The sequence below is a fragment of the Bathymodiolus japonicus methanotrophic gill symbiont genome (genome assembly GCF_019721995.1).
GTDB lineage: Bacteria > Pseudomonadota > Gammaproteobacteria > Methylococcales > Methylomonadaceae > Methyloprofundus.
Genome location: NZ_BLYC01000014.1, coordinates 1 through 12,885 on the forward strand (window position 1 = coordinate 1; position 12,885 = coordinate 12,885).

General features: G+C 39.2%; 13 protein-coding genes, 1 tRNA gene and 2 pseudogenes. 8 read left to right on the forward strand and 8 right to left on the reverse strand.

The features are described 5' to 3' along the window. Positions 1 to 509: 509 nt before the first annotated feature. The 7 genes and pseudogenes from K6984_RS16965 (at position 510) to K6984_RS16990 (ending at position 3,931) form a co-directional block, all read left to right on the forward strand. Positions 510 to 677 carry a hypothetical protein gene (locus tag K6984_RS16965; protein ID WP_221896607.1) on the forward strand — a complete coding sequence of 56 codons (168 nt, stop codon included), beginning with the start codon at positions 510 to 512 and terminating at the stop codon, positions 675 to 677. Continuing rightward, positions 611 to 1,813, forward strand: a complete 1,203-nt coding sequence (locus K6984_RS16970) for a transposase (RefSeq protein WP_221896608.1) — start codon at positions 611 to 613, stop codon at positions 1,811 to 1,813. Before K6984_RS16965 ends, K6984_RS16970 begins: the two co-directional genes overlap by 67 nt. A 482-nt stretch (positions 1,814 to 2,295) precedes the next feature. Continuing rightward, positions 2,296 to 2,496: pseudogene (locus K6984_RS16975) on the forward strand (helix-turn-helix domain-containing protein); the annotation flags it as partial. A gap of 20 nt (positions 2,497 to 2,516) precedes the next feature. Then, positions 2,517 to 2,645 carry a hypothetical protein gene (locus tag K6984_RS33965; RefSeq protein ID WP_263458596.1) on the forward strand — a complete coding sequence of 43 codons (129 nt, stop codon included), beginning with the start codon at positions 2,517 to 2,519 and terminating at the stop codon, positions 2,643 to 2,645. 27 nt (positions 2,646 to 2,672) lie between these two features. Beyond that, on the forward strand, positions 2,673 to 2,984 hold the full coding sequence (locus K6984_RS16980) for a hypothetical protein (RefSeq protein WP_221896610.1): 312 nt from the start codon (positions 2,673 to 2,675) through the stop codon (positions 2,982 to 2,984). 93 nt (positions 2,985 to 3,077) lie between these two features. Further along, a pseudogene (locus K6984_RS36330) lies at positions 3,078 to 3,431 on the forward strand (IS30 family transposase); the annotation flags it as partial. A 44-nt stretch (positions 3,432 to 3,475) separates the two neighbouring features. Beyond that, a complete protein-coding gene (locus tag K6984_RS16990; protein ID WP_230988148.1) occupies positions 3,476 to 3,931 on the forward strand; it encodes a triose-phosphate isomerase family protein in 456 nt (151 codons plus the stop codon). A 553-nt stretch (positions 3,932 to 4,484) separates the two neighbouring features. Here K6984_RS16990 and K6984_RS16995 read toward each other — a convergent pair. The 6 genes from K6984_RS16995 to K6984_RS17020 form a co-directional block, all read right to left on the reverse strand. After that, positions 4,485 to 5,687, reverse strand: a complete 1,203-nt coding sequence (locus K6984_RS16995; protein ID WP_221896608.1) for a transposase — start codon at positions 5,685 to 5,687, stop codon at positions 4,485 to 4,487. Further along, the gene (locus K6984_RS17000) at positions 5,621 to 5,788 is read right to left on the reverse strand and encodes a hypothetical protein (protein ID WP_221896607.1); all 168 of its coding nucleotides are present in this window, start codon (positions 5,786 to 5,788) and stop codon (positions 5,621 to 5,623) included. Before K6984_RS17000 ends, K6984_RS16995 begins: the two co-directional genes overlap by 67 nt. 500 nt (positions 5,789 to 6,288) lie before the next feature. Then, on the reverse strand, positions 6,289 to 7,017 hold the full coding sequence (locus K6984_RS17005; RefSeq protein ID WP_221896612.1) for a hypothetical protein: 729 nt from the start codon (positions 7,015 to 7,017) through the stop codon (positions 6,289 to 6,291). Between the two features lie 477 nt (positions 7,018 to 7,494). Further along, positions 7,495 to 8,541, reverse strand: coding sequence for an STAS-like domain-containing protein (locus K6984_RS17010; RefSeq protein ID WP_221896613.1), 1,047 nt, complete (start codon positions 8,539 to 8,541; stop codon positions 7,495 to 7,497). Between the two features lie 119 nt (positions 8,542 to 8,660). Beyond that, entirely contained in the window at positions 8,661 to 10,004 is a 1,344-nt protein-coding gene (locus tag K6984_RS17015; RefSeq protein ID WP_420831625.1) for an IS4 family transposase, read from the reverse strand. Positions 10,005 to 10,449: 445 nt separating this feature from the next. Next, entirely contained in the window at positions 10,450 to 10,938 is a 489-nt protein-coding gene (locus K6984_RS17020) for an ImmA/IrrE family metallo-endopeptidase (protein WP_221896614.1), read from the reverse strand. Between the two features lie 256 nt (positions 10,939 to 11,194). Here K6984_RS17020 and K6984_RS17025 point away from each other — a divergent pair, with 256 nt between their 5' ends. Next, complete coding sequence (locus K6984_RS17025; protein ID WP_221896615.1) at positions 11,195 to 11,446, forward strand: Ogr/Delta-like zinc finger protein; 252 nt, start codon at positions 11,195 to 11,197, stop codon at positions 11,444 to 11,446. Positions 11,447 to 11,458: 12 nt separating this feature from the next. Here the strand turns inward: K6984_RS17025 and K6984_RS17030 are convergent, their stop codons facing one another. After that, the gene (locus K6984_RS17030) at positions 11,459 to 12,634 is read right to left on the reverse strand and encodes a tyrosine-type recombinase/integrase (RefSeq protein WP_221896616.1); all 1,176 of its coding nucleotides are present in this window, start codon (positions 12,632 to 12,634) and stop codon (positions 11,459 to 11,461) included. A gap of 162 nt (positions 12,635 to 12,796) precedes the next feature. Beyond that, positions 12,797 to 12,881, reverse strand: a tRNA-Leu gene (locus K6984_RS17035). Positions 12,882 to 12,885: the final 4 nt, after the last annotated feature.

The window sequence follows — 12,885 nt, forward strand, 5'->3', positions numbered from 1 at the left end:
ATTTACTGAGTATTAAACAGAAAAAAACAACAGTAGCTTTTAGTGAATGATTGTTTTTAAGGTGGTGCGTTAAAATCGCTCTAAATGGCTAAAAATCGCAAATGCTCTCTAACACCTCAACAATCAAAAAAGATAAGAATATTTACTCCTTGACGGTATATTTGACGGTATAAATATTAATATAATTTATCAATTACTTTAATATCAATTGGTTGTTTGTCTGTTTTGAGTACTGCCATCGGGCACCAATAGAAAATCCGGCAAATTCCGGTTAAGTACAGGAAGCTCAAGAGCCATAAGACCTTGGGCTTTTTTATGTCTTAGGGTACACGCAGCTCGAAAAACTCTCAATATACCATTACCAGAGGTACGTATAAAAGCACTTAGGTTCTACTAATAAGTGTGTTGTCCAACTCTATTAATCGTTTCAGTTTGATTTTCAGGCGCGCCATGCTACCTCACGAAATTCCGGGACTCCTGTCGCCATAATTCGTTCACCTACGCAGCGGATGGGAGATGCCCTGAACGCCCTGCGTCCGCAACGACTACGCACAAAAGCCGCTTCGTCATTACTATCTCACTGGCTGGACGGCTATTCGGAATGCAATTCTTGCTCCTCTCGCGTGCTGCTAGCACACGTCGAATCAGCGAAGGGTTATTACGCTGTATCAGTGTAGTCGATAGTGGTCGCCATTTCCTCCAAACCAATGAACAGATTTATGGCCAGCTGCTTCCCCACTCAACGTATTTTAAATCACTGAAGTCGCATAGACGAACAAGTATGCTTGAGGCATTTGAACAGCAGAGCTATCATCTTCACGCTGAAACACTGCTGTCGCAAGGCATTGATTATCTTAAAGCATTCCCGGAACTTGACGAATACACCATAGAAGCAGCGGATGGACATTTTATTGATCATGCCTGCCATACTGAAAAAAACAGCAAGGGGAAAGTTTATGCGGCTGGGGGGATTTACGCGTTGAATCTCAGAAGTGGGTTGCTCAGATTTCTTTGTCTGGTGACAAACGGAACTCAGAGGCATCAAGAAATACCTGTGTTACGAGATCATATTGAAAAGCAAAACAAGGGAAATAACAGCTCTCAGAAACATCTCTATGTCTACGATAAAGCCGTCACCGACTTTGTCTGGTGGGATCGGCAGAAACGACATGCTAATTACATGATTTCAATGCTAAAAGAAAATTCAATTGCGACTCTGGTTGAGTCTATCCCTTTTGACTCCCGCCATGAGATCAATACAGGGGTTGAAGCATACAGTGTGTACGAAAACAAGGGCATCAAATTTAACGTGGTGGATTACCGTGATCCAGAAACCGGAAAACTTCACCGGTTTGTGACAACCTTGCCAATGACTATTAACCCTGGAACCATTGCCATGCTGTATTTCAAGCGATGGACGATTGAAAAGACATTCAATAACACTAAAAGTAATTTCAAGGAAACTAAAGCTTGGTCTTCCAATACCCGCTCACTTGAAAATCAAATGCGCCTGACTGCAATGAGCTATAATTTAATGCGCGTGTTTGAAGAGATTTCAAAAACACAACAGCCAGAATTGATTCATCCATCGGATAAAAAATATAGCGAGGCTCTGGAGATAAGGCAGCAACAGGCTCAAAAACGAGATCGTTTTGTGAATCCATTATTTTTCCAGGCAAGAATATCTCGTATCAGCTCGTATACCATTCGGGCAGTTCAAAACGCAATAATAACAGGAATGTCTTTACAGTGCTTTATGAGCTCTCTTGTGGCGAGGTTAGTTTCACGGCATCAATTGATAGGGGAACACTGATGACCAGCATAGGGAATAATAAAGCCTGGTTATATTTACCCGAAAAGACGATTGTACTTGGGCATGCATTTTCATTATTCAGTTCCTGTCAGGATACTATCAGCGGAGAAACATTTGATTTTAGCGTGCAAGTCAGGCTTGATGATCAGTTATATACAGGTTGCGGCAGGTCATTGCTTTAAACATAAAGCTAGTGTAATAAAAATGGTAAAATGACATCTACAATTTAACATAATATACATTATACGAAGTAAATAACGGTACCTCTTAAAAAACTTTCGTTTAAGAAAATAATAAAAATCACGAGTGATTGAACGAATAAGAACGGATAGTATTTGAATCATGAGAGCCAGGAAAGTTAATTCTGATTAATGTATAGCAAAGATCAGGCATACATACAGAAGGTGTAAAGGTTTTTGATAAATATTGAGGGATATTACATCTAACAGATACAGCTACCAAACAATTTACAGAGGCTACAAATGAGCTATACACACCTATGTCCTGAAGAAAGATATTATATAGAAATTGAATTAAAAAAGGGAACTTCACAGAATAAAATAGCAGAAGCCTTAGAACGAAGCCAAAGCAATATTTCACGCGAGATTAAACGCAATACAGGTCAAAGAGGCTACAGGCATAAACAAGCAGAAGATTTTTCCCAAGAACGACACAAAAACAAGCCTTCGGGGAGTCGCTATTTTTGCGAAAGCTTGTTTTGGGCATCCCAGCCCAAGCAAGCAGCAAAAACTTAACGCGACCACTTATGCCTCCGGCGGCCCCGATTCGTCCTCGTCACCTCGTCCCGACCCAACAAGGGGTCGGAACATAGGCTCCAAATGACTTGACGCCGTGTCGGATGGCCTTTTATTTTGTCTCCACCTTCGCTAACGCTCAGACTCCGACAAAACACAGGCGCGCCATGCTACCTCACAACATTCTGGGACTCCTGTCACCAACATTCATTCGCCTACGCAGCGAATGGGAGATGCCCTGGTCGCCCTGCGTCCGTCTCAACTACGCACAAAACCCTGCTCCGTTAAGACTACCTCAAATGGCTGGACGGCTATTCGGAATGCAATTCTTGCCTCCCTCGCGCGCTACTAGCGCACTTCGGATCAGCGAATTGCCCTGTCGCCTACCAGGGACTAAAAATCATCACTCCGCTTAGGCTCCGTTTCCCTGATTTTAAGCGACGGCCCTACGGCTATCGCGGACTAAAAATCTTCACTTCGCTAAAGCTCCGTTTCCAGGATTTTCAGCGAAAGAGGTTAAATTAACGGATGAAATAAAAGGCATTGTTAATGTTCGCATTGAGGATGACTGGAGTCCTGAGCAGATTGCAGGGCGGTTAAAACAAGAAGGTATAATTAGTCTTCATCATGAAACAATCTATCAGCATATTCTGGCGTACAAAAAGGCAGGGGGTGAACTATACAAGCATCTTCGGCATCAGAACAAAACCTATCGCAAGCGGTATGGGTCAGCCCATAATAGGACAGGAATCCCTAATAGAGTCGATATAGATGAGCGTCCTGAAGAGGTCAACAACCGTAAGCGTATAGGTGGTTGGGAGGCAGATACAATCATTGGGGAAAATCACAAAGGGGCGATTGTTAGGCCTATCTCATGATAAACGGGCTTGTTGTTAATCAAGTGTTTTTGGCGACCGGCGTTACTGATATGCGTAAATCTATCAATGGTCCTCCGTATTTATATATTCCTGAAGTTAGTCAGCGCCTTGAAGGTACGACGATAGGCCTAGGTGCGCAGAATGTTGCAACACATTCAGAAGGTGCCTATACAGGTGAAATAGCGGCAGTAATGCTGAAAGATTTTAGCTGTAAATATGCCATCGTAGGACATTCTGAGCGTAGAGCAAACTATGCAGATACTGATGAGACCGTTGCACAGCGATTTAAGCAAGCGCTTGATGCAGATATCATTCCCGTTCTGGCTATCGGCGAACTACTCGAAGAAAGAGAGCAGGGTGTTACCTTTGATGTTGTTGCCAAGCAGTTAAATGCGGTTATAGATTTTGCTGGTATCGACAGCTTTCAAAATGCGGTTATTGCATATGAGCCTGTATGGGCGATAGGCATCAGCTTTATTCTTTAATTGATTTACAGCGTCTTTCTGTCGGCAGAGGGTTATGCACTTATTATACGAATTCAGGTCTTTTGATCGTTTACCGTCCAATTGTTTAATTTTTTCCTCTAAATCTGTTAGATGTAATATCCCTCAATATTTATCAAAAACCTTTACACCTTCTGTATGTATGCCTGATCTTTGCTATACATTAATCAGAATTAACTTTCCTGGCTCTCATGATTCAAATACTATCCGTTCTTATTCGTTCAATCACTCGTGATTTTTATTATTTTCTTAAACGAAAGTTTTTTAAGAGGTACCGTTATTTACTTCGTATAATGTATATTATGTTAAATTGTAGATGTCATTTTACCATTTTTATTACACTAGCTTTATGTTTAAAGCAATGACCTGCCGCAACCTGTATATAACTGATCATCAAGCCTGACTTGCACGCTAAAATCAAATGTTTCTCCGCTGATAGTATCCTGACAGGAACTGAATAATGAAAATGCATGCCCAAGTACAATCGTCTTTTCGGGTAAATATAACCAGGCTTTATTATTCCCTATGCTGGTCATCAGTGTTCCCCTATCAATTGATGCCGTGAAACTAACCTCGCCACAAGAGAGCTCATAAAGCACTGTAAAGACATTCCTGTTATTATTGCGTTTTGAACTGCCCGAATGGTATACGAGCTGATACGAGATATTCTTGCCTGGAAAAATAATGGATTCACAAAACGATCTCGTTTTTGAGCCTGTTGCTGCCTTATCTCCAGAGCCTCGCTATATTTTTTATCCGATGGATGAATCAATTCTGGCTGTTGTGTTTTTGAAATCTCTTCAAACACGCGCATTAAATTATAGCTCATTGCAGTCAGGCGCATTTGATTTTCAAGTGAGCGGGTATTGGAAGACCAAGCTTTAGTTTCCTTGAAATTACTTTTAGTGTTATTGAATGTCTTTTCAATCGTCCATCGCTTGAAATACAGCATGGCAATGGTTCCAGGGTTAATAGTCATTGGCAAGGTTGTCACAAACCGGTGAAGTTTTCCGGTTTCTGGATCACGGTAATCCACCACGTTAAATTTGATGCCCTTGTTTTCGTACACACTGTATGCTTCAACCCCTGTATTGATCTCATGGCGGGAGTCAAAAGGGATAGACTCAACCAGAGTCGCAATTGAATTTTCTTTTAGCATTGAAATCATGTAATTAGCATGTCGTTTCTGCCGATCCCACCAGACAAAGTCGGTGACGGCTTTATCGTAGACATAGAGATGTTTCTGAGAGCTGTTATTTCCCTTGTTTTGCTTTTCAATATGATCTCGTAACACAGGTATTTCTTGATGCCTCTGAGTTCCGTTTGTCACCAGACAAAGAAATCTGAGCAACCCACTTCTGAGATTCAACGCGTAAATCCCCCCAGCCGCATAAACTTTCCCCTTGCTGTTTTTTTCAGTATGGCAGGCATGATCAATAAAATGTCCATCCGCTGCTTCTATGGTGTATTCGTCAAGTTCCGGGAATGCTTTAAGATAATCAATGCCTTGCGACAGCAGTGTTTCAGCGTGAAGATGATAGCTCTGCTGTTCAAATGCCTCAAGCATACTTGTTCGTCTATGCGACTTCAGTGATTTAAAATACGTTGAGTGGGGAAGCAGCTGGCCATAAATCTGTTCATTGGTTTGGAGGAAATGGCGACCACTATCGACTACACTGATACAGCGTAATAACCCTTCGCTGATTCGACGTGTGCTAGCAGCACGCGAGAGGAGCAAGAATTGCATTCCGAATAGCCGTCCAGCCAGTGAGATAGTAATGACGAAGCGGCTTTTGTGCGTAGTCGTTGCGGACGCAGGGCGTTCAGGGCATCTCCCATCCGCTGCGTAGGTGAACGAATTATGGCGACAGGAGTCCCGGAATTTCGTGAGGTAGCATGGCGCGCCTGAAAATCAAACTGAAACGATTAATAGAGTTGGACAACACACTTATTAGTAGAACCTAAGTGCTTTTATACGTACCTCTGGTAATGGTATATTGAGAGTTTTTCGAGCTGCGTGTACCCTAAGACATAAAAAAGCCCAAGGTCTTATGGCTCTTGAGCTTCCTGTACTTAACCGGAATTTGCCGGATTTTCTATTGGTGCCCGATGGCAGTACTCAAAACAGACAAACAACCAATTGATATTAAAGTAATTGATAAATTATATTAATATTTATACCGTCAAATATACCGTCAAGGAGTAAATATTCTTATCTTTTTTGATTGTTGAGGTGTTAGAGAGCATTTGCGATTTTTAGCCATTTAGAGCGATTTTAACGCACCACCTTAAAAACAATCATTCACTAAAAGCTACTGTTGTTTTTTTCTGTTTAATACTCAGTAAATCATTAGCCACTCGCCCAGAGTCGCAATTGAATTTTCTTTTAGCATTGAAATCATGTAATTAGCATGTCGTTTCTGCCGATCCCACCAGACAAAGTCGGTGACGGCTTTATCGTAGACATAGAGATGTTTCTGAGAGCTGTTATTTCCCTTGTTTTGCTTTTCAATATGATCTCGTAACACAGGTATTTCTTGATGTCTCTGAGTTCCGTTTGTCACCAGACAAAGAAATCTGAGCAACCCACTTCTGAGATTCAACGCGTAAATCCCCTCGGCCGCATAAACTTTCCCCTTGCTGTTTTTTTCAGTATGGCAGGCATGATCAATAAAATGTCCATCCGCTGCTTCTATGGTGTATTCGTCAAGTTCCGGGAATGCTTTAAGATAATCAATGCCTTGCGATAGCAGTGTTTCAGAGTGAAGATGATAGCTCTGCTGTTCAAATGCCTCAAGCATACTTGTTCGTCTATGCGACTTCAGTGATTTAAAATACGTTGAGTGGGGAAGCAGCTGGCCATAAATCTGTTCATTGGTTTGGAGGAAATGGCGACCACTATCGACTACACTGATACAGCGTAATAACCCAAGGCGAATAAAGTCGATATCCTTCAACTCTGGGCATGAACGAGCCCACAAAGGATGACGCTCTGCTAACAGGGCACGTTCCATACTTTCATTGCAGTGTTGGTGAATATGTTCAGAGAGTGGTAGGTCTTTAAGCATGGGTGATATCCGTTTATGAGGTGATTAAAACGGAAATTTTTAGAAAAATTTTTTCGGCAATTGCAAGCTTTATTTGAAATTATTTGTTGTTTTTTTACGGTGCCTACAGAGTGTCTATTTGCTGTGATAAGTGATTAAAATCAAAAAGATGGAAATATTCGAGTGGTGCTACATTCAGGTAGGTTATAGGCTGCTTTGTTTAGGTACTTCTTCTTTCAATGGGAACTAGGTTTATGCCTTAGAATCTTACCTCCAATGGCGAATTTAATTATTAGCTATTGGTGGGCTATTACCCAGCCGTCGTTATTTCAATACTTATTAACGTTACACTGTAATGCTTAGTTAGTTCGTTACAGTGTAACATTAATTATCATTGTTTTATGCCGAGTGGCTGGTTTTAAAGTATAGGGCGTTTTGGCCATTGCTTCAATTATAAGATTAGTTTTTATTTGATGACTATTCTTCAAAAAAACCATGTTATCCCTTAATATCTCCCTTTGCTCGTTTTATCATAGATTCCACAGCATTATTAGTATTTTGGTAAGCAATTTTAATATTTGGGTGTCTTTGGTGATAGACCCTAAATATTTCATCGGCAAAAGCTTGACCAATAGATTCTACATCTTCAAAGTCAAAAAACACATATTCAAAGTTTTCAATTCGTATTAGCAACCTTTTTGCCTGACTCCTAGAGACTAAATTTTCTTTATTAATTCTTGCCATATTAACTGGAATAATTGTTTTATTGAAAGCATAACCTTCATTCTCACTACCACTAAATTTGTCAAAAACTTCTTTATCTGTTCGTGTTGAGTCGAGAGAAATTGCCATATAAACACCTGTTCCCTCTTCTGGGTTTGTTACATCGTTATCACTGATAACATCAAGATCCCTTTCATGGTGATGGTTAAAAAATAATTCGTGGGAAAGAATATAAAAATTATCAAACATTTTAGAAGTAAAGAAAATCCCCTGTCCTGAATGGTTTTCTGGGTCTGTTGTTAACTTTCCTTTATATAGCTCTAAAATGGCTTGTTTTTCATCAGATAATTCTTTGAGTCTGGTAATACGTTTGAAGATGCCTTCTCCATCATCAATAATAGTAATCGACACCTCCTCTTTATTCCTTTTTACTGAGATAAAACAATTTTCACCTTGAGAATGGTCAATAGCATTGTTAAGCATTTCTGTAAAACCATAAAAAATGATGTCTTCTATATTTTTAGGCAAACCATCTATAATAAAGGAAAATTCATGGGCATAAATACTATGCTCTGAAGCATTACCATCTAATGGCAGAATAATTTCATTTTCTCTTCGTTGGCCTAATTTATAGATTTTTTTTCTAGTTGTGCCAGTCGCTTCAAGCCAGTCCTCATCTACTAACCTTTTTAAATGCTTATATACTGCTTGCTTTGAAATTGAAAATATTTGACTAATGTGTTGAGCAATATCATTTGGATGATATTTAACATCCCTTAATATTTGACGGCGAATAGTTTTACCGCGAGTTCTTAAAGTCATTGTTTGTATAATTAAAATTATTTAGGATAACTATTGTCAACCTTTGTTTATTTTATTGTCAACCTTAAATCAAGTGATGAGATAATGACTGGGTAAAGGCACCTCCTTACACACAAGTCCTAAAATACGCCTTTTAGCTTTCTGGCCATTTGAATACCATATACGCAGTCCTGAATCCTCTGAAAACCGATCCAAATACTTTTCGCACCAGGGTCACCATCTGATTTACGCCCTAAAAAACCACCCAATGTCGCTAAATTTCTTAACACGGCATTCAGTGTAGGCACTTTTTTGGGTATCTTTTTGTCCAATAAACCATAAGATGATTTCCATTCTAAAGGATCAAAGATTAATTCAGCAGGCAAGTCAGGACAGATGCGACCTAAGCGCATAAGATACATCACCCGCCAAGCAATAACCATGGCCATGACTAAGGCTTTTTCAATGCGCTCTTTACTGGATAATTGAAGCTTTTCAACCTTGCAGCCCACTTTCAAAATATCAAAAAACATTTCTATTTCCCAGCGACAGCGATACCAGTCAATCAACTCACAGGCTTGATCTTCACTTTCTACCCTTCGATTGCTTAATAAGCGCCATATGAGCGGTGACTTCCCTTTAGGCGGGTTGATTTCTTTTGCCTGAACCAAAGTTACTTCAATACCTTCTTTCCCTTTTACGGGGAAAGTGCAGCGTAACACTTTAATTTCTTGCTGAACTTGTCGCGATTTTTCGCCTTTTTTTCGTGGCTTAATAAAACTAACGCGACTCATAACCTCTTGCTTATCGACGCTATCCCACAGTGTTTCATCCGCTGATAATTTACGGTTATGCCTGGCTCTTACTAGCCAGTCAGCAGGCGTATTTAACGCCTTACTTCTCTGCATAAGACTTAAAATATCACCTTCTCTATCGGCCACATAAACGAGCCGACTTTTAGGGCAACGTTCGGCCATTTCAGCGACACGTTCATAACCTTCTATCCAGCGATCACTTTCTTTTATCGTGGGATTATTTTGATCTTCTGCTTTGCTTTTTCCTCTTGCCCACATCCACGCATCACTAACCCCTAAAGGGAGCCGGTCTGGTGTAATGCAGAGTGTCGGATGCAAGTACATGCCTCTTTGGGCATCGTAAGATAAGCGACCTAAATCCTCAGTTTCTTGTCCATTAAAATCTAATTCTGTCGTATCTTGTAAGCATAAAATAACGGGCTCTTCACTGACTATAATGCGCTGTTCAACTTGATCTGTATGGGCGACTAACAACTTTTCCCATGTCACATTTTCATTTGCATAAAATCGATAAGTCGCTTGTGTTTCAGCCCAGCCTTGGCAAGCCTGAGGAATGCTTAGTTTAGGCGCTTTTACAAAAGTTTCTATCAATTTAACTGCTCTTTTATTAAGCCGTGAATCACCTAAATCTAAATTACAAAATTCCATTTCTGCCCAAGTCTCAGTCATCGTTACTAAAATAATGAGATTTTACACTCTTATATCAGACTTGTGTGTAAGGAGATGGGGTAAAGGTTGGTAAACCTTATACTGGATACTATGTTATACAGGAGTGAACAATAGTTTACTTTTTGGGAGGAAATAAATTTTTTGTTATAACCAGTACGATTCCAAAAACTTCAGCAAGCGTTCCTCCCATATATAAATCTAAAGTCCACTTTTCAAACTCTAAAACCTTTAGACCCGCAAAAATAAAAACGCAATTCATTATCAGAAGTTGGACAACCAATATTAATATAAAGTACTTTGCATACTTTTCTTTTAGTAGCCTATCGGATTCTGCATCTTTTACTTTTGAGTGGTTAATGGATCTGCTTTAGTGGTTACATTTGTATCGGCAAGGGCTGTTTTAATTTTTGCGGAAAGAGTCTCTTTATTTTTGAGCATTTATTCTTCAGCAAAGTAAGTTTAAATTTTGTAACCTATATTTCATTGCTTCATTTGAAACGCCGAAAAATAGAGCCATAGCCATGTGGCTTTTTTTTGATTGACTTAATTCTTGTACTTTTTCTTTTGGCATTAATAAACAGGCAGCAAATTGATTAGCAAATACTTCATCTTTTTTATCTCCATTGGATGAAGTATGGTCACGAAAGTCTATATATTCATACTCTTTATCTTCATTATTCGATTCAACCCTTGAAACGTAATGTCCTAATTCATGGGAACAACTAAAACGTTTTCTGTTATTGCTATCTAAGTGATGAATAACAATCTTTGCATCTTCTCCTATTTCTTTTATAAGCGCACCAGAAACTTGATTAGGTAATGATGTTTCCAATACGTCAACACCGATAGTCCTAGCAATAGTTACAGGGTCAACAGGAAAACCATGCTCCCATGTTAATTCTATTAATTGTTTAGCCGCTAGTTCTGGATTCATTGTTAACTCCTCTTAAAATTAATGATAAAGCGAATAAATATATTTAGTGTGCATTAAAGTCTATCTGAGTGTATTTGGTTCTATTGTCCTATTTATAAAAGGTAAACGCAATGTACCAATAGCTTGTAAATATAGACAATAAAATAACTTTTTTCCAAAAAAACTCAGTGCTATAAGGTTTATAAGTTAAATTATTTAACTCAATGCTATTTTATATTTTTGGTAAAATACTTAAAAATATTTAGGAGTGTTTACCATGCGTGTATCTTGTCCCCATTGCCAAACTAAAGCAATAATCACCTCCAGTAATAAAATGAGTGATACCGTGAAAGATTTATATTGCCAATGTGAAAACACTCGACATTGTGGGGCAAGTTTTGTTTTTACATTAGCTTATAAACATGATCTTAACCCACCTGTTAACAGCACCTTAGATATTGCCCACAATTTAATTAATCGACTAAGCAAAGAAGAAAAGGCTAATTTACAAGCTAATGTATTTAGTTAATTATTTTTATTGCTAATGGTTGGTGTTTCTTAAATTATCTAAATAATTTCCCCAGTCTTGCATCAACCGCCTACGTTCATCTAAATACTGCGCCCGATTATAAGCTGCTCTTACGGCATCTTTTGGCATGTGGCATAACTGCCTTTCAATAGCATCTGGAGACCAGCCTTGTTCATTAAGCAAAGTAGAGGCAGTTGTTCTAAATCCGTGGGCTGTCATGGTGTTACTATCATAGCCTAGTGTTTTTAGTGCGGTAAGAATCGTACCGCTAGACATAGGACGACCATCACCACGACTAGAAGGAAAAACATATTGACCATTACCCGTTAAAGGCTTAATTTCATTTAATATTGCTATGGATTGGGTTGATAATGGCACAATGTGTAGCACCTTAGTTTTAGTGACAAAATAACGCCATTCCTTCGCCTTAAAATCAATATCTTTCCATTCCATTTGTCGAATTTCACCAGGACGTTGAAATAATAGCGGGGATATTTTAAAAGCACATTGCACAACAAACGTTCCATTGTAATGATAAATATCTCTTAATAGTTGGGCTACGTCTTTGGGTTCAGTTAATGCGGCTCTATGGGTTACTTTTTGTGAAGGAATTTGTGGGGCTACTGCTTGGGCGGGGTCATAATCTATTAAACCATGTGCTATGGCATAACTAAAAACTAGGCTTATTTCACTGTGTATGCGGTGAGCTGTTTCTAATTTTTTACTCTCAATCATCGGTTTTAGTGATTGATAAATATCTGGGGACTTTATATCACCAATAGGCATAGCCCCAATATTGGGGAAGGTATGTAATTCAAACCGCCTTATTTTCTTATGTTGGGTGGTTTCATTAACATTATGGGCAATAGATGCTAAATAATCACGGGTACTTTTTTCAAAAGTATGATTAGTAGCGGTTTTTTCTATTTTTTTCTTTTCGTTGGGGTCAATACCTTGCGCTAATGCTTCTCGTGCTTTGGTATGTTTCTCCCTTGCTTGTTTTAAGCTGGTGTCAGGATAAATACCCAATGCTAATGTTTTTCGTTTACCTTCAAACCGATAATCAAACCTAAAATATTTACTACCATTAGGGCGTACTAATAAATACATGCCTTTTTCATCAGACACCTTGAAAGCTTTATCTTCTCTGGGTTTAAGTTTTTTTATAGCGGTATCAGATAGTGACATGACGGTACATTTTTTAGTGATTTAAAATATACCGTCATTTATACCGCCAACTATCGCTGGATGTCAATACACTTCCTTGGACTCCAGCGGACAGTAAAAAACCCGTAAGCCTTACCAGCTCACAGGTTCTTGCACTTCGTTGGACTTGCTTGTACTATTTATTGGTGCCGATGGCCGGAGTTGAACCGGCACGACTTGCGTCACCACCCCCTCAAGATGGCGTGTCTACCAATTTCACCACATCGGCTTTT